The sequence below is a fragment of the Burkholderia sp. MSHR3999 genome (genome assembly GCF_000833595.1).
GTDB classification, from domain to species: domain Bacteria; phylum Pseudomonadota; class Gammaproteobacteria; order Burkholderiales; family Burkholderiaceae; genus Burkholderia; species Burkholderia ubonensis.
This window is the reverse complement of the sequence record NZ_JRFO01000007.1, coordinates 2458262-2475865: the sequence shown is the minus strand read 5'-3', so window position 1 is coordinate 2475865 and position 17604 is coordinate 2458262. Positions and strand designations below refer to the sequence as shown.

General features: G+C 65.9%; 15 protein-coding genes and 1 pseudogene. 6 read left to right on the top strand and 10 right to left on the bottom strand.

All coding sequences use genetic code 11. The annotated features are described in order from the left end of the window. Positions 1–131 precede the first annotated feature (131 nt). Positions 132–872 carry a response regulator gene (locus tag KY49_RS34230; RefSeq protein ID WP_042588636.1) on the top strand — a complete coding sequence of 247 codons (741 nt, stop codon included), beginning with the start codon at positions 132–134 and terminating at the stop codon, positions 870–872. Next, a complete protein-coding gene (locus KY49_RS34225) occupies positions 869–2191 on the top strand; it encodes an ATP-binding protein (protein WP_042588635.1) in 1323 nt (440 codons plus the stop codon). The genes KY49_RS34230 and KY49_RS34225 overlap by 4 nt, the downstream gene beginning before the upstream one ends. Before the next feature lie 6 nt (positions 2192–2197). On the opposite strand, the gene KY49_RS34220 is transcribed toward KY49_RS34225, so the two are convergent. From KY49_RS34220 to KY49_RS34205, 5 genes are all read right to left on the bottom strand, one after another. Next, entirely contained in the window at positions 2198–3007 is an 810-nt protein-coding gene (locus tag KY49_RS34220) for an IS5 family transposase (protein ID WP_042584131.1), read from the bottom strand. 64 nt (positions 3008–3071) lie between these two features. Then, on the bottom strand, positions 3072–3683 hold the full coding sequence (locus KY49_RS34215) for an alpha/beta fold hydrolase (RefSeq protein WP_042588634.1): 612 nt from the start codon (positions 3681–3683) through the stop codon (positions 3072–3074). 64 nt (positions 3684–3747) lie between these two features. Beyond that, positions 3748–4209, bottom strand: a complete 462-nt coding sequence (locus KY49_RS36715; protein ID WP_080402372.1) for a GNAT family N-acetyltransferase — start codon at positions 4207–4209, stop codon at positions 3748–3750. A 113-nt stretch (positions 4210–4322) separates the two neighbouring features. Further along, the gene (locus KY49_RS34210) at positions 4323–4862 is read right to left on the bottom strand and encodes a GNAT family N-acetyltransferase (protein WP_042588633.1); all 540 of its coding nucleotides are present in this window, start codon (positions 4860–4862) and stop codon (positions 4323–4325) included. 26 nt (positions 4863–4888) lie between these two features. Then, positions 4889–7630, bottom strand: coding sequence for a P-loop NTPase fold protein (locus tag KY49_RS34205; protein ID WP_042588632.1), 2742 nt, complete (start codon positions 7628–7630; stop codon positions 4889–4891). Positions 7631–8110: 480 nt separating this feature from the next. On the opposite strand from KY49_RS34205, the gene KY49_RS34200 reads away from it, so the two are divergent. The 3 genes from KY49_RS34200 to KY49_RS34190 all read left to right on the top strand — a co-directional run bounded on the left by KY49_RS34200 (position 8111) and on the right by KY49_RS34190 (position 12119). Continuing rightward, on the top strand, positions 8111–9316 hold the full coding sequence (locus KY49_RS34200) for a porin (protein ID WP_042588959.1): 1206 nt from the start codon (positions 8111–8113) through the stop codon (positions 9314–9316). A 39-nt stretch (positions 9317–9355) separates the two neighbouring features. After that, positions 9356–9787 (top strand): GFA family protein, encoded by a 432-nt coding sequence (locus tag KY49_RS34195; protein ID WP_042588631.1) that lies wholly within the window; start codon positions 9356–9358, stop codon positions 9785–9787. A gap of 415 nt (positions 9788–10202) precedes the next feature. Next, positions 10203–12119, top strand: a complete 1917-nt coding sequence (locus KY49_RS34190) for an SMP-30/gluconolactonase/LRE family protein (RefSeq protein WP_042588630.1) — start codon at positions 10203–10205, stop codon at positions 12117–12119. A 27-nt stretch (positions 12120–12146) separates the two neighbouring features. On the opposite strand, the gene KY49_RS34185 is transcribed toward KY49_RS34190, so the two are convergent. The 5 genes and pseudogenes from KY49_RS34185 to KY49_RS34165 all read right to left on the bottom strand — a co-directional run. Next, positions 12147–13106 (bottom strand): c-type cytochrome, encoded by a 960-nt coding sequence (locus tag KY49_RS34185; protein ID WP_042588629.1) that lies wholly within the window; start codon positions 13104–13106, stop codon positions 12147–12149. Continuing rightward, entirely contained in the window at positions 13103–13813 is a 711-nt protein-coding gene (locus tag KY49_RS34180) for a c-type cytochrome (protein WP_042588628.1), read from the bottom strand. Before KY49_RS34180 ends, KY49_RS34185 begins: the two co-directional genes overlap by 4 nt. A gap of 49 nt (positions 13814–13862) precedes the next feature. Further along, positions 13863–14945: a molybdate ABC transporter substrate-binding protein gene (locus tag KY49_RS34175; protein WP_052495830.1), complete on the bottom strand. Its 1083-nt coding sequence runs from the start codon at positions 14943–14945 to the stop codon at positions 13863–13865. Between the two features lie 8 nt (positions 14946–14953). Further along, positions 14954–15745 (bottom strand): thiosulfate dehydrogenase, encoded by a 792-nt coding sequence (gene tetH / locus KY49_RS34170; protein ID WP_042588627.1) that lies wholly within the window; start codon positions 15743–15745, stop codon positions 14954–14956. A 156-nt stretch (positions 15746–15901) separates the two neighbouring features. Then, positions 15902–16747: pseudogene (locus tag KY49_RS34165) on the bottom strand (TonB-dependent siderophore receptor); the annotation flags it as partial. Between the two features lie 41 nt (positions 16748–16788). Here KY49_RS34165 and KY49_RS36710 point away from each other — a divergent pair. After that, positions 16789–17598, top strand: a complete 810-nt coding sequence (locus tag KY49_RS36710; RefSeq protein WP_042584131.1) for an IS5 family transposase — start codon at positions 16789–16791, stop codon at positions 17596–17598. Positions 17599–17604 lie beyond the last annotated feature (6 nt).

Here is a 17604-nt window from a genome sequence, read left to right as displayed (position 1 = left end):
ACCCCGCCTGTTTGCAATGTCGTGTGTCCGCGCCCGGGCCGGATACACTGGGATACAAACCGATGCGCGGCTTGCGGTATAAAGCGAACATCCGGAATCCCGCGGCACGCGCCGCACACTCGATCGCCTTCATGGACAAGACCGACCACGTACTGATCGTCGACGACGACCGCGGCATTCGCGAACTGATCGCCGACTACCTCGAGAAGAACGGCATGCGCGTGTCGCTGGCCGCGAACGGCCGCGAGATGCGCGCGGTGCTCGACAGCGGCGCCCCCGACCTGATCGTGCTGGACCTGATGATGCCGGGCGAGGACGGCCTCGTGCTGTGCCGCGAGCTGCGCGTCGGCAAGTTCCGCGCGGTGCCGGTGCTGATGCTGACCGCGCGCGGCGAGGAAACCGACCGCATCGTCGGCCTCGAGATGGGCGCCGACGACTATCTCGCGAAGCCGTTCGCGGTGCGCGAGCTGCTGGCGCGAATCCGCTCGGTGCTGCGGCGCACGCGGATGCTGCCGCCCGGCATGCAGGTGACGGAAGCGGCCGGGATGCTCGGCTTCGGCGAATGGCGCCTCGATACGACGGGGCGGCACCTGCTCGACGCCGAAGGCACGCTGGTCGCGCTGAGCGGCGCGGAGTACCGGCTGCTCCGCGTGTTCCTCGATCATCCGCAGCGGGTGCTGACCCGCGACCAGCTGCTCAACCTGACGCAGGGGCGGCAGTCCGATCCGTTCGACCGCTCGATCGACCTGCTCGTGAGCCGCCTGCGGCAGCGCCTGCGCGACGGCGCACGCGAGCCGCGCTACATCAAGACGCTGCGCAACGAGGGCTATGTGTTCTCGGCGGCGGTGACCGTCATCGAAGGCACGTCATGACGCCGCGCGCGATAGGGCGGTGGCCGCGCACGCTGTTCGCGCGGCTCGCGCTGATCCTGTGCGTGGGCCTCGCGCTCGCGCAGACGCTGTCGTTCTGGCTGACGCTGACGGAGCGCGACCAGGCCACCACCAACCTGATGATGGGGTACATCGAGCGCGAAGTCGCGAGCTCGGTGGCGCTGCTCGACCATCTGTCGCCTGCCGAGCGCGCCGAGTGGCTGCCGCGGCTCGCGCGGCGCAGCTATCAGTTCATCCTCGGGCCGGGCGAGACCGGCACGCCGCCGCAGGCGCGGCTGTCGGCGCGCGTCGAGCGGTCGATCTCGGACGGCATCGGCGGCGAGTACCCGTTGACGGCGAACGCGATGCCCGGCGACCGCGAGCATCTGCAGGTGCATCTGCGCCTGACCGACGGGTCGCCGCTGACGATCGACATCCATCCGATGTCGACGGTGCCGCTGTCGGGCTGGCTGCCGTTCGTGCTCGCGCTGCAGCTCGCGGTGCTGGCCGCATGCTGCTGGCTCGCGGTGCGGCTCGCGACGCGGCCGCTCAAGCAGCTCGCGCAGGCCGCCGATGCGCTCGGCCCGGACCTGAAGGCGGAGCGCCTGAGCGAGGACGGCCCGTCCGAGGTCGCGCGCGCGGCGCGCGCGTTCAATGCGATGCAGGACCGCATCGCGCAGTACATGGCGGAGCGCATGCAGATCCTCGCGTCGATCTCGCACGACCTGCAGACGCCGATCACGCGGATGCGGCTGCGCGTCGACGTGATGGACGACGACGCGCAGGGCGCGAAGCTGCGCCAGGACCTGATCGAGATGGAGCATCTCGTGAAGGAGGGCGTCGCGTATGCGAAGACGCTGCACGGCACCGAGGAAGCCGCGCGGCGCACCGATCTCGATGCGCTGCTCGACAGCATCGTGTGCGACTACGCGGACGCGGGGCAGGCCGTCACGCTGCACAGCCGCGCGCCGATCGCGCTCGTCACGCGGCCGAAGGCGTTGCGCCGCATCGTCGGCAATCTCGTCGACAACGCGCTGAAGTTCTCGGGCGCGGCGGAGATCGACGTGACGGTAGCCCCCGACGGCGGCGCGGTCATCGCGGTGCTGGACCGCGGGCCCGGCATTCCGGACGATCAGCTCGACGCGGTGTTCGAGCCGTTCCGGCGCGTCGAGACGTCGCGCAATCGCGAGACGGGCGGCACGGGGCTCGGCCTCGCGATCGCGCGGCAGCTCGCGCTCGCGATGGGCGGCGCGCTGACGCTGGCGAACCGGCCGGAAGGCGGGCTCGAGGCGCGGCTGACGCTGCGCAATCTCGCCGGCTAGAGCCTGTTATGAACCTATATGAATGAGGTCGATGATTTTGGGCAGCATTAGACAGGCGAAGGCGAGGAAATGGAATCCGGCCAGCGTGTGAGGTAAGCGTTCATAGTCGCGCGCGAGGCGTCGAAAGCGCGCGGCCCATGCGAAGCTGCGCTCGACCACCCAGCGTCTGGGCAGCAACACGAAACCGCGTTTGGCCTCGGTGTGCTTGACCACCTCCAACTCAATGCCGTGGCTTTGTGCTGCCTGACGAGCCGCTTCGCCGGTATAGCCCTGATCCACGTACGCAAGCGCCACGCTCTGGCCGGTCAATTCTTGTACCGCATGCGCCAATTGCTCGACCTGTTCGCGATCCTGCTCATTGGCCGGTGTCACATGCAGTGCCAGCAACTGACCCAGAGTATCGACCGCCAGATGCACTTTCGAACCCTTGCGGCGCTTCGCGCCGTCGTAGCCGGCGCGTGCACCGGATTCCGGTGTCGATTGCAATGTGCGGCTGTCCAGGATCATGGCACTGGGTTGCGCTTTGCGTCCATCGCACACGCGCAACAGTTCTCGCAGATCATGCACGATCGCCTCGAAACAGCCCGCTCGCATCCAGCGCTGCGTCTGTTGATAGACCGCTTCCCACGGGGGCAGGTCATTAGGCAACATGCGCCACGGCGCGCCGCTTCTGATCAGCCAGCGCAGCGCATTGAAGACCTCGCGAAGCTCGTGGCGGCGTTGTTCACTGTCTTCTCGCACCAGCGCCAGATACGGCACTACGAACGACCATTCTTCGTCGCTTACATCGCTCGGATAAGGCTTGCGGGTTTTCATCCCGACATATTGCCTTATCAGCGGCAAAGTTCATAACATCCTCTAGCGCGGGCCGTTCAGCGGATCAGATCCGCGGCAGATGCGCGTCGACGAGCGGTGCGAGCGCGCGCGCATGCACGGAGGCGAGATCATGCTGGCCGCCCGGCACGACGTGCAGCTGCGCATCGGGCAGCCGTTCGAGCAGGCGGCGGCCGGCCGCGACCGGGCTGATCGGGTCCGCGTCGCCCCACAGCAGCAGCGTCGGCTGCGCGACCCGGCCCAGCTCCGCCGACAGGTCGGCGTGAAACGACACGAACCAGTCGGGCAGGCGCGGATTCGCCGCGACGAATCCGGTGCGCCAGTCCTGCGCGCCGAGACCCTGCATGTCGAGGCCCCCGGACGTGACCGTCAGCACCAGGTGCGTGACCTGCTCGGGCCGATCGAGCGCAGCGCGCAGCGCGATCACGCCGCCCATCGACTGCGCGATCACCGCGGTGGGCCGGTCGATGTGCCGCAGCACGCGCCGCACGAGGCCGTCGAAGTCGCGGACGTCCGGATCGGCGGGCTCGTCGCCGAAGCCGGGATAGGCGACGACGCGCCGCTCGGCCGGATGTGTCAGGTTGTCGATCAGCGGCTGCCAGAATGCGGTGCTGCCCGAGGCGCCCGGCAGGAAAAGCAGTTGCGATGGAATCGGCATGTCGGTTTGATCTCCGATGATTGAAGCGATGTGAGGACTGCGCGGGTGTCGTTCGCTCCGTCCATCAGGCGCCGGTGTCCGCCTCCATCACGACGACAGAAGTGACGCCAATCTGCGCCGTGTCCATGGTTCGCCAACCAAGGCGCGCGTACAGGGACTCATTGCGGGGCGTAAACAGGAAAATCTTGCAGTGCCCCATGCGTGATGCTTCGATACGCGCTCGCATCGACAATGCCGAAGCGATGCCTTTGCCGCGATGAGCGGGTGGAACGAACACCGCGGATAGCCAGGGGCCAAGATGCTTGTGCGTCAATGTACTCTGAACCAGGCTGGCGGTTCCTTGTGCTTCGCCATGGTCCGACAGCGCCAAAAACGTCAAGGGTAACGAATCGTCGGTAAGTTGACTAAGGCGCGCCACCCGTTGTTCAAGCGTGACGACAGGATTCAGGTAACCGAATTGTTCGTGGTGCCATGCCGCAATAGTTGGAACAAGTTCAGGATGTCGTACCAGGTGATCGATGTGCATCGTGTTCTCTCAATATGTGTCCGCTGGCCATTGTTATGCCGGTTCGATGCCTGGCCAGCACATCCGGCCGTGAGATCGGTGCGGGCCGTCCAATGGCTGGCGGGCGCCGCGCGTCAGTCGCTCGCGACACGCGCGTACATCGCGAAATCGCCGGGCGTGCCGCGGACCATCCGGTACGCGCGCAACAGTCCTTCGTAGCGGAAGCCGCACTTCTGCAGCACGCGCGCCGAGCGCGCGTTGGTCGCGAGGACGACGCCCTGGATTCGCACGAAGCCGTACTCGGCGAACGCCCATTCAGTGACGGCCGAGCATGCTGCGCTCGCGATGCCGCGCCCCCAATGCGACGGCGCGAGATCGTAGGCGATTTCCGCCGAGCGGTGCACGTCGGAAACTGTGTGCAGCCCGATCGTCCCGACGAGCGCGCCGCCGGCGTTGTCGTCGACGATCGCGAGGCGCCGGATCGAGTCCAGGGCCGGCGATTCGAAGCCGTCGAACAGCGGCAGCAGATCGTAGCGCGAGCGCAGGTTCCAGCTCGTGTGCCGGACGACGTCAGGGGTCGACAGATACGCGTACCACGCGTCGAGGTCCGGGCGAGCGAGCTGGCGGAGCGACAGGCCCGGACAGGGCAATCGTGGCGGCGTATCGATTTGCATGGTGGAGCATCTTCGTGCCGGGCAGATCATTCGACCTGCGCGCTGTCTTCTCTGTCGGCAACGTTCGTTGATTTGTCACGCTGATGCCTGGAATAGGATTCCAGGAAATAGTCGCGGAGCGATTCGTTTGCGAACCTCTCCGCGGCGAAGCGTTCAGCCTGATCTTGCTTGCTGCCTTCGCCGTGGAATGAACGGTATTCGAACTGGATGGTCGACGGCAATCGGTCCAATATCCGGTGAACGAACGCGATGTGATCGGTCAGCCCGTTCAGCGTCTCGAATACAGTGAGGTTGACCAATGCGTCGCACATCGAATCGATGTCGGTCACTTCCAGGTTGGCCGCATTGGCTAGCCAATCGCGAATGTGGCGCAAGCCATCATCCTCCGTTTGGCCGTTCGCGACGCCATCGTTCCAGGACCACAGCACGAGCCATGCCGCAGTGAAACATGCGCTTCTGTCGGTCGAGCGGGGGGCAATCAGTCCAACGAGTTTCGTGAGATATCCCTCTTTGGAAAGTGAACGGATCAAGGGCTTGGCAAGCTCGGGATTCGCACGGACAAGTGCGCCCACCAACTCGATGCACGATATCGCGGCTCGATCGTTGTCATCGCCTACATTCTTAAAATATTCGACAACTCTCTCACTCACCCTGCGGAATTCGTCATGATCGCGCATGCCGAGCAGGCGCAGAATGTATCGGGAATCCTTGTTCCATTGACGATCATCGGCGGAATTGAGCAGAAGTCTGCCGAGCTCGCGATCACCGCCTCGGCATGTGCAGTTCTCGAGTACTTCTCGATGATCTTGCGTTCCGTTCAATTCCTTGACGAGCGACGCATAAGCCTCCGAGCTGAGCGGAAGGCTGATCAGCCGAGGATGGTCGAGTATCGAATCCGCGACGGCCGTGTTCGAGAAAAGACGGGCGAGGTTTTTCAGGGTGAGCAAATCGCCGCTGAAAAATTCTGGAGGATTTGCACCCTCGGCCTCCAGTTTTCTGCAAATTTCCTGCGCGATGGATTCAGGTTGTGCGAACGATGAAAGCGCTGTTGTCACGGACTCGATTGCGGACGCGTTCGCGAGCGGCAGATTCTTGTATGGCAAGATAGCCCGCATGGCGTTGTCCGCGAGCGTGATCAGAATGTCTTCGAATACCTGATTGAGCGCTTCGTCGGCACTGCGCTTCTGATCGATGAACGTCCTCGCAGTCTGGGCGAATGCGGCAAGAGGGCCGGGAAACGCAGTGCATTCATGCACCGCGAAGCGCCGCAACTCACGGTCCGCGTTCAGCGTGTCGTCAATGAATGCTTCGACGTTTCTGAGCCGCAGATCCAGCGCCTCATTGGTCAACTCGCCGGAGAAGATTTCCGCGAGGTTCTGTTGCGCATTGATGTAGCCGATATGCTTCCGGTCTGGCACGCCGAGTCGAATGACGTTGAACGTCGATTCAAGGTCGTCGCGGCCCGTCAGGCGCTTCATGGAGTCCGATACGTCCAGCGCGGTGCCGTCGGCGTTCAAGCCCCGCTCCCAAAGCAGATAGGCGGCCAGCACTTCGATGCTGATCGCATCCTTGTCGGAGCCTTCCTGCTCCTCCTGCAGGCCGCGTTCGACATAGAGCGCGACCAGGCTGTTGATGAAGCTGATGATCGCGCGCGGCGTGAGCTTGCTCGTGTCCAGATCTTCCGCATACAGATCGATGACGGTGTTCCGGCTCTTCCTGTTCAGCTTGTCGAACGCGATAGCCATGCGATCCTCGAAAAACGATCGCCAGAAATGCGTCGTCATGTCGGGAACCGTGAAGCGAACCTGAAACACCTTCTCGAGCGCACTCGCCTGGTCCCGCTCCGATCCCGCGCGTTCCGGATTGACCTTGTCGGCCCGCGCCATCGGCACGAGCAGCCACAGCCGTTCGTACCACGGCTCCTTCCGGAACGTCGGATTGTCGAGAAAGGAACGCAGCAGCGCCCAGGTCGCCTGCACTTCGGCGGCGTCCACGCGATCGAGGTTGTCGACGACGATCACCAGCTTGCGATTGGGCCGTGCAGGATTGCCCAATACCGAGCCGAGCAGCGCGAGAAAAGCGCTCTGGAATTCAAGCGACGTCGGTTCCCCGGCTTCGGTTACCGTCACGGTTTCGCGGTCCGGTTGCCGTCGCAGAAAGAGACTCAGCGTGCGGCCGGTCAGCGGCCGCAGCAGCTTGTAAGCGCCGAAGCCCAGCACGGCGGCCCATGTGACGGAAGCGAAGAAGCCCTTGCCCTGCGCCAGCGACGAGATCGCGGAATTCAGCAGCGGCGCGAGCAGCCCGACGCAGAGCAGCGACGTAATGATCGTCTGGTCGCTGTCGTTGAAGACGAGTTCACTGTGCTTCGACGTTTTCTTGAGCCGCTTCGCCAGGAACTCGATCCGCTCGGTCCATTCGTCGGCTTCGTCGTGCGACTGGAGGTCGGGAAGCCATCGTCCGCGCAGCTTTGCGACCAGTGCTTCGAAGAACGCGCGCCGCAGCGGGTCGCCCGTATGCACCCACGCGTCGTATTCGAACACGACGACATCCGGATCGTTCGCGCCGGGGGGATTGGCCTGCTGCGATTCGAACTCGTGCGCGAGCAGCCTCACGACGGTCGACTTGCCGACGCCCCAGTTGCCGTCCAGTCGGATGCTCTGGCCTCCGTTGCAACTCCTGATCAGCGTCGCGATGGTCGCTGCGATGCGATGGTGCGGCCCCTGGATCGCGTTCTTTCCTGCGGGAATATCAGCCAGAAGTTGCGGCATGTCGGCTCCAGCGTGAACGTGCGGTTTTGATTGATTGGTATAAGCGTCGACGCGCGGCTCAATGCCCGCTTTTATTCGACGCGTAATGGACGGTATCGAGGACGTATCGACGAGCCAGCCAGTGTACTCGACACCGCGTCCGCCGAAACCCGTCATTTCTTGCGGTAAACGTTATCGGCGGATGGCGATGATGATTTGTCCGCCATACGTAAAACGATCGCGCCCATTCAATCGAATTCGCTGTGAAATCGGTCGCGCCCGCGCGTCGCTGCGGACTATCTCATTTTCCACAAGAAACTCTTTTCATTCTTTTGCTTTCGAATGAAATCGGTTCCATTTACCATTGCGAGCCGTTTCGGGCGCGCGACCGCATGCCTGACGCGCGTCACGTTCGTAGAAGCCGGCGACCAAGCATCGCCGCGCACCCTGTCAACTCGCACTTGGAACAACGGGTTTCACGCCCGGAGACAAGCCATGACCATGAACAAGCAACTCGTCGCAGCCTCGCTGCTGCTTCCGCTCGCGGGCGTCGCCTGCGCGCAGGGCGCCGTCACGCTGTACGGCATCGTCGATGCGGGCATCACCTATCGCAGCAACGAACGGGTCGGCGCCGCGGGCAACTACGTGGGCAACTACGCGGGCCACTCGAACGTCGGGCTCACGACCGGCAACCTGTCCGGCAGCCGCTGGGGCATCAAGGGAATGGAGGATCTCGGCGGCGGCCTGCGCGCGCTGTTCGTCCTCGAAAACGGCTTCGACATCGCCAACGGCACGTCCGGGCAGGGCGGCCGCCAGTTCGGCCGCCAGGCGTTCGTCGGCGTCGGCAGCGACCGCTACGGCACGGTGTCGCTCGGCCGCCAGTACACGTCGCTCGACGACTTCGTAAGCCCGGTCGGGCCGTCGGCCTACATCGGCGGGTTCGGCGCGCATCCGGGCGACATCGACGATCTCGACCAGACCGCGCGCGTCGACAGCTCGATCAAGTACACGAGCGCGAACTACGCGGGCTTCACGTTCGGCGCGCTGTACGGCTTCGGCGGCCAGCCGGGCAGCATGAAGCAGCGCAATACGTGGAGCGTCGGCGCCGCGTATGCGGCGGGCCCGCTGCGCGTCGGCATCGGCTACGAGCGCGCCGACAACAGCAAGACCGGCGCGAACGACAAGACGGTCGGCAAATGGCAGAGCACCGACGACGGCCTGTTCAATTCGTCGATCAACGAAGGCTACGCGAGCGCGCAGTCGCAGCAGGTCATCGCGACCGGCGCGACCTACGACTTCGGCCCGGCACTCGTCGGCGTGAACTACAGCAACGTGCAGTATCGCGGCGGCGATCGCTCGCTGTTCTCCGGTCACGCGACCTTCAACGTCGCGGGCGTCTTCACGCGCTGGAAGGTGCGGCCGCAGACGCAGCTGTTCGCCGGCTACAGCTACACGCGCGGCAGCGAGATCGAGGGCGCCGACGGCCGCGCGCAGTATCACAACGTGACGCTCGGCGCAGTCTACGACCTGTCGAAGCGGACCAGCGTGTACCTGCTCGGCGCCTACCAGCACGCGTGCGGCACGACGCTCGACGCGCAAGGGCGGCCGGTGGCGGCGACCGCGTCGGTGTCCGACAAGGCGAACAGCCACTCGTCCGATGCGCGTTCGCAGGCGATCGTCAGCGTCGGCATGCGTCAGCGGTTCTGACGGCCGGCCTATACTCGGGCCTCTTCACAAGGAGGCGAAATGACTCGAGAGCGTTCCGTGCGCTGCCTGTGCGGCGCGGTGACCGTCACGCTGCAGGGCGAACCCGCGGCAAGGGCGAATTGCCATTGCCAGACGTGCCGCGACTTCTACGGCACATCCATGCTGTCGGCCACCGCGTGGGGCAGCGGACAACTCGCCGTCGCCGGCGCGAATGCGACGTTCGCGCATCCGACGAAAGCGATGTCGCGCACGTTCTGCGCGTCGTGCGGCGAAATCGTGTTCGGCACGAACCGGCTCGGGATGCGCGTCGTGCCCAACAGCCTGAACGCCCGCGCGCACGATGGCCAACTGCCCGGCGAACTGCAGCCGACGATGCACCTGTTCTATCGCCAGCGGGTGATCGACGTCGTCGATCCGCTGCCCAAGTATCTCGACGGCTGGGACGGCCCGACGCTGGAAGCCGCGAGCTGATCGTCCCCGGGGCGGGATGCCGTCGCGGCGCTCGCACGCGATTCCCGCCCCCTTCGCAGCCGGTCACCGGCCGCAGCAGAATGCATTTCCGCAAGAAATAAAAATACTCGAAGATCAATTTTTGCTTGCATTCGAATTTCAATCCGCAATGATTGAATCAGGCTTCGTCGAAATCGTAAAAGCGCGTGGCAGTGCGAAAAAATGACGCGTCGCTTTCGAACGATCCGGGAGAAAGTGCCGAAAAATCGGCATTGAAATGCGGCTGCCCGGCGGCCGGACGAAAAAGCCTGGCATGGCCGGATGCGCATGGTGAACAATGCATTGCGCCACCGGCGCGTGATGCGCGGCCAATCACCGATGGTTCATGTCCTGCGCTTTACATTGTCGAGGGACGGTCGTCACGGGAGAATTATTCATGTCCATGAAACTAATTCGCGCGGCATTGCTCGGCGCATGGCTCGCGGCGATCGCGTCGGCCGTTCACGCGCAATACTCGACCGACTGGATCGCGAATACGTTCGGCACGATCGCCGCGCACGTCGGCAACGGCGCGCGGTCGATGTGGGTCGCGCCGGAAGGCGTGATCTATACGTCGTCGCGCTGGGACGAAAACGCGGGCGGCGTCGCGATGTACCAGAACGGCCAGGGCATCGGCACGATCGGGCTGCACGACGAGTTCCAGGGCGGGGCCATTACCGGCAACGCGTCGTCGCTGTTCGTCGCGCTCGGCTACAACCGGACGTTCGGCAGCGGGTCGGTGGGGCGCTACAACCGGTCGACGAACACCCGCGACCTGCGCATTCCGGTCAGCGTGTGGACGGGCGTGCAGTACGCGGACGTGATCACCGGGCTCGCGACGGCCGGCACGCTGCTGTACGTGAGCGATTTCTACGGCAATCGCGTGCGCGTCTTCACGACCAACGGCGTTTGGCAGCGCGACATCAACGTGACGGGCCCCGGCGCGCTCGCGCTCGACGCCGCGGGCAACCTGTGGGTCGCGCGCAAGAGCGCGGGCGTGGTCGTGCAGTACAGCCCGGCGGGCACGCTGATGAACACGATTCAGATGGGCGCCGCATCGCGGCCGTCGGCGCTGTATTTCGACGCGTCGACGGGGCTGCTGATGGTCGGCGACGAAGGCCCCGACATGAACATCAAGAGCTACGGCCTGGTCGGCATCCCGGCGCAGGTCGGCACGTTCGGCGTGCAGGGCGGCTATCTCGACACCACGTCGGGCATCAAGGGGCAGGTCGGCGACAAGCGCTTCACGCGGGTCGCGGGCATCGGCAAGGATGCCGCGGGCAACCTGTACGTGCTGAACAACGCGTGGGGCGGCGGCTGGGACCTCGGGCGCAACGGCAGCACCGACCTGCATGCGTACAGCCCGGCGGGCGCGCTGCAGTGGAAGCTGCAGGCGCTGAACTTCGAGGCGGTCGCCGCGCCGGACCCGGCGACGGACGGCGCGTTCTTCTACAGCGGCGCCAACATCTATACGGGCACCGCGGGCGGCACGTTCGTCGCGAACACGATCGATCCGTTCACCTATCCGCGCGATCCGCGCCTCGACATAAGGGACTATCAGCGCGGCCAGCATTTCGGCCAGCTCGTGACGGTCGGCGGCAACCGGATTCTCGTCGCGTCCGGCCAGAACCCCGCCAACTTCAACTTCTACTACTTCAACGCGGCGAGCGGCTACATCGCGATTCCGGCCGGCTCGCTGCCGGGCAAGCCGTTCAACACGACGCTGCAGGTCACCGCGGGCTTCGCGATCGACGGCAACGGCGACGTGTGGGCCGGCCTCAACGGCACGAACGCGATCACCCACTATCTGATGACGGGCTTCGACGCGACCGGCAAGCCGTCATGGGGCAAGCCGACGACGATTCCGGTGCCGGCCACCGTCGCGCCGGTCACGCGCATCGTCTACCAGTCGGACAGCGACACGATGATCCTCGCGCAGGGCCTCGCGGGGAACTGGGACTGGACGGCGATGAACGGCTACATCGAGGTCTATCACGGCTGGAAGGCCGGCAACACGAGCGCGCCGAACCCGGTGATCACGCTCACGAGCCCCAACCCGAAATCGATTGCGGCGGCCGGCCGTTACCTGTTCGTCGGCTACGTGCACACGGTGCCGAACATCGACGTGTTCGATCTCAATACCGGCAGCCTCGTCGCCACGCTGACGAATTCGAACCCGGCGGCGATGGACGTCGGCAACGACGTCGACTCGATGTACGGAATCCGCGCGTATCTCCGCTCGACCGGCGAGTACGTGATCACGAAGGACAACTACAACGGCTCCAGCATCGTCGTGTATCGCTGGCTTCCGTGATCGCGTCCGCGCGGCCATGCGGCCGCGTCAGCGCGGGCCGGGCGCGCCGAGCACGCGGCCGTTCACGGTCCGGCCGTACATCGAGTCCGGGTTGTCGTGGAAGCGCGCGCGGGTGGCCTCGACCGACCCCGTGAAGCGCGGGTCCTGCGGCCGTTCGTGGCTGTCCATGAAGGTCGCGACGTCCCACGCCTGCTGGTCGGTCAGCGTGCCGCCGAGCCCGAGCGGCATGTTGACCTTGATGAAGCCGGCCGCATTCCGGATGTCGCCCATGCCCGCGCCCCAGTTGAACGAGCGCGCGCCCCACAGCGGCGGGAACACCGTCTTGCCGCCGCTCGACTGCCCCTGCCCGTCCGCGCCGTGGCACAGCGCGCAATGCTGCGCGTAGACGGCGGCGCCGCGCGCATAGTCGGGTTTCTGCGCGGGCGGCGGCAGCTTCGGAAAGCCCTGGCCGGGCAGCTTCCCGCCGATCGGCGCGCCCTGCGCGAGCCAGTACGCGTAGGTTTCGAGGGCGACCAGGATCGGGTCGCCGTTCGGCGGCGCCTTGCCGTTCATGCTGTAGCGAAAGCATCCCTGCAGGCGTTCGGCGAACGTGTTCACGTGGCCGTTCTTGATGCGATAGGCCGGATACAGCGGATACGCGCCCCACATCGGGCTCGAATCCGCGCGGCGGCCGGCGTCGAGATGGCAGCTCGCGCAGGTCAGCGGGTTGCCGACGTATTTGCCCGCGAACTCGGGCGTGTGCATGAAGATCCGTTCGCCGAGCTTCACGGTCTTGCCGAAGTCGTCGTCGGGCAGCGCGGATTCGGCGGGTGGGGCGAACGGCTGCGCGGTCGTTGGCGTTGCGGCTGCGACTGCGGTAGTCGCAGCGGGTGCGGCCGCGGCCGACGGATCGGCCGCGGCGAACACCGGGCCGCAGACGGCCGCGCTCAGCAGCACGGCAAGCGCGTGCCGATAAGGATGGCGACCCGGGCGGAATCGATCGGTCATGGCTGGCCTCCTTGCGATGCCGAACCGGCCGACGGCGCGCCGGCGCGGGTGTAGTAGGCGGTCACCGCGTCGATGTCGGCGTCGGACAGCTTGCTCGCGACGAGCGGCATCAGCGCCATCGGCCCGGGCGGGCGCGCGCCGTGTTGCCAGCCGTGCAACTGGTTCGCGAGATAGGCGGCCGGCTGGCCGGCCAGCGGCGGAAACGCGCTGCCCACGCCGATGCCGCCGGGCCCGTGGCATTGCGCGCAGGCGGGCAGCCCCTGCGTCCAGCGTCCGCGCGTCGCGAGCCATGCGCCGGTGTCCGACGGCGCGGCCGGCGCGTCGTCCCTGGCCGAGATGCCGGGCGGCGCGGGCAGCGACGCGAAGTACGCGGCCACCGCGTCGCGCTCATGGGCGGACAGCGCTTTCGCGATCGGCTGCATGATGGGGTTCGGGCGGCTGCCGTCCGCGAACGCGGCCAGTTGCGCGGACAGATACGCAGCCGGCACGCCCGCCAGGCGCGGGAACGCGGCCGCCGCGTTGCCTTCGCCGTTCGCGCCGTGGCAGCCGATGCAGGCGGCGACGCCGGTTGCCGTGCCCTGGGCCGCGATGGTCTTGCCGAGCGCCGCATCGTCGGCATGGGCGCCGGGCGTGGCCGACAGCAGGCCCGCCGCGGTCAGCCACGCGGCGGCGAAGCGGCGGCGCGGCTTCACGATCGAATCGTTCAAGTCTCCTCCATTGCGGGGTCGCGTTGTGTTGTTGTGCGGCGAGGGGCGCTCAGTTCGAGTCGGCTTGATTGCGCGGCGATGTTTGCGTGCCGGTGTCCGTAGCCGTATCCGTGCTCGCCCCCGGGCCGGTGCGCGTGGCCGATGCAGCATCGTACCGGCCGAAGCCGTACCGCTGGAAGATCCGGAACGCGTCGGGCGACCGGATGAACGCGAGCCATTCGCGGGCCGCTTCCGGATGCGGCGCGCCATTGACCAGCGCGCCCGCATAGATCTCGGTGGTGTTCTGGCCGGCGGGAATGTCCACGTGCGCCAGCGGATGCCCGGCCTGTTCGTGGAAGATTGCTTCGGATTTCCACAGCACGCCCGCATCGGCGCGCCCCTGCATCAGGAACAGCGCGGTCTCGCGATGGTGGATGCGGGTCAGCTCGGCCGTGCCCGCCTGCACCTTGTCCTCGTAGACGGCGCGCGCGAGCGCGTCGCCGCCCGCCTTCACGAGCGACGCCTTGATCTGCCGCGCGACGCCTTCGAACGCGGGGTTCGGCATCGCGAGCCGCAGCGCCGGCTTCGCGAGATCGTTCAGCGACGCGATGCGCTCCGGGTTGCCCGCGCGCACCATGATCGTCAACTGGTTCGTCACGTACGGCACGGCGGGGCCCGTCAGCGTGCCGTCGGCGATCAGCGCGTCGACCTGCGCGAGGCCGGCGAAATACGCGTCGGGCTTGACCGTCCACGTCATGTTGCCGACGGTGATCGTGCCGCCGGCCTTGATCTGCGTGACGAGCAGGCCGGGCGGAATCGTTTCCCAGAAGATCTTGCCGCGATAGTCGGGGTGATCCTCCTCGAACTTCGCGACGAGCGGCGCCATCACGAAGAAGTAGTTGCCGCCGACGAACAGCACCAGCTTCGGCGCGGTCAGGTCGCCGTGGAAATCGGCGAGCACGTCGACTTGCGGCACCGTGAATTCGAGGCCGCGATGCAGCGCGTCGTTGTTCCGGCCGTGCTGCCACGGCGGGAAGATGTCGGCCGGTGCGGAGAACGCGGCAGGGGCGGCGACGCATAGCCAGCCCGCCAGCATCGCATGCAGGATGCGGCGGGTCCGGCGCGGCCGTGCGGTCATGAGAGGAGATGCCATGTCGATCCTCACTTTGCGTACGAGAAGCCGACCCGCTGCAGCTCGGGCAGCGTGCCGACCGCGCCGGGCGTGACGATCGCGCTCGGGATCACGTGGTTGGTCAGGTCGGCGGCGAGCGCGTCGAGCGGCAGCTTGTCCGGGTTCGCGTTCGCGTCGTCGAGCCGTTCCGCGAGTTCCCAGATCGCGTTGTGGCACGCGAGGAACACGACGCCGCGCTGCAGCAGCGTCGCGATGCTGTTGTCGTGCGCGGAAAACGCGCCGCCGGCGCTTTCGTGATCCTGTGCGCCTTTGGATTGCGCCGGCTTCGCGTCGAGCAGCGTGTTGGCCGGGAACGCGTGGCCGGCCAGCTTCGCGAGCCCGTATTTGTCCCACGCGGCCTGGTCGTACAGCGCGAGCTGCGCGCTGCCGTGCGTTGCCGACACGACCAGGAAATCCGGGTGCCGGAACGACCAGACCTGCGCGTTCAGCGCATTGCGCATCAGGTTCAGCCAAGAACCGCCGAGCTCGGTGTTGTCCCAGACCTGCTTCGGGCCGCCGCGATAGCCGATTACTTCGGACAATGCCGCGTGGTCCCATTGGTCGGGGTGCTCGAGGATCATCGGCACCGTCTTGAAGTCGCGCCGTCTCGGTATGGCGGCGAGCCGCCGCGTGAGGCCGGCGAGGCGGGCGCCGCCGCCGGGCAGCAGCGATCCGGTGTCGGACTGCGCTGCCCGCGTTCGGCTCGCCGCCGCCAGGACGGCCGTGCCGGCCGCGAGGCCGAAAGTCTTCAGCGCGCTGCGGCGCGCATGCCGCTCGGACATGACGTATCCCCCGATGAGGTGGTTGTCTGGCAGTCGCTACTGCGTAGCCAGTCTAGAGGGGCGCGATCGCGAGCGGAAATCGCAAGATCGGATGGAAGCTATTCGAGGGCCCGATGATTGTTCGGACGAATGGCGCGTGGGCGCCATTCGAGACCGTCAGAACGACACGGTCGTCGTCAGCGTGACGAGCCGAGGCTCGCCGACCGCGACGATCAGGTTGCTGTTGCTCGACGGGTAGTAGGTCTTGTCGAGCAGGTTCTTCACGTTGAGCTGGATGCGCGTCGGGAACTTGCCGATCGTCGTCTCGTAGGCCGCGAACGCGTCGACGCTCACGTAGCCGGGCAGCGTGAAGCGGTTCGCCGTATCCCCGGGCCGCGCGCCGACGAAGCGCGCGCCGCCGCCGAAGCGCCAGCGGCCCGGCAGGTTCGCGATGGCCGTGTCGTACACCGCGAACAGGCTGCCGGTGTGGTGCGCGACGTTGATCAGCGGCTGGTTCGCCTCGCGGTCGTTCGCGTTCGTATACGCATAGCTGCCGATCACGCTCCAGTGGCGCGTGAGCTGCCCCGCGACGTCGAGTTCGATCCCGCGCGAGCGCGCGGCGCCGATCGTCGACGTCACGTTGTCGACGGTCACCGCGACGTTGCGCTTGTCGATCTGGTAGACCGCCAGCGTGCCGGTGATCGCGGGCTCGAGGCTGAACTTGAGGCCCGCTTCGACCACGCGGCCGAATTCCGGCGCGAGCGGCGCGGCGGCGTTCGACGACACGTTCGGCTTGAACGAGCGGCTCACGTTCGCATACGCGGTCAGCGCCGGCGTGAGCGCGTACGCGAGCCCGAACTGCGGCAGCCAAACGTTTCCGTGCGAGCGGTCCGCGAACACGAACGGCCGCCCCATCCCGGATTCCTGCTGCCAGTCCTCCCAGCGCAGCCCGGCCACCGCGGTGAGCCGTTCGGTCAGGTTCACCGAGTCCTGCAGGACGATCGAATACGCGTGCACCTTAGAGGATGTTATGAACTTTGCCGCTGATAAGGCAATATGTCGGGATGAAAACCCGCAAGCCTTATCCGAGCGATGTAAGCGACGAAGAATGGTCGTTCGTAGTGCCGTATCTGGCGCTGGTGCGAGAAGACAGTGAACAACGCCGCCACGAGCTTCGCGAGGTCTTCAATGCGCTGCGCTGGCTGATCAGAAGCGGCGCGCCGTGGCGCATGTTGCCTAATGACCTGCCCCCGTGGGAAGCGGTCTATCAACAGACGCAGCGCTGGATGCGAGCGGGCTGTTTCGAGGCGATCGTGCATGATCTGCGAGAACTGTTGCGCGTGTGCGATGGACGCAAAGCGCAACCCAGTGCCATGATCCTGGACAGCCGCACATTGCAATCGACACCGGAATCCGGTGCACGCGCCGGCTACGACGGCGCGAAGCGCCGCAAGGGTTCGAAAGTGCATCTGGCGGTCGATACTCTGGGTCAGTTGCTGGCACTGCATGTGACACCGGCCAATGAGCAGGATCGCGAACAGGTCGAGCAATTGGCGCATGCGGTACAAGAATTGACCGGCCAGAGCGTGGCGCTTGCGTACGTGGATCAGGGCTATACCGGCGAAGCGGCTCGTCAGGCAGCACAAAGCCACGGCATTGAGTTGGAGGTGGTCAAGCACACCGAGGCCAAACGCGGTTTCGTGTTGCTGCCCAGACGCTGGGTGGTCGAGCGCAGCTTCGCATGGGCCGCGCGCTTTCGACGCCTCGCGCGCGACTATGAACGCTTACCTCACACGCTGGCCGGATTCCATTTCCTCGCCTTCGCCTGTCTAATGCTGCCCAAAATCATCGACCTCATTCATATAGGTTCATAACAGGCT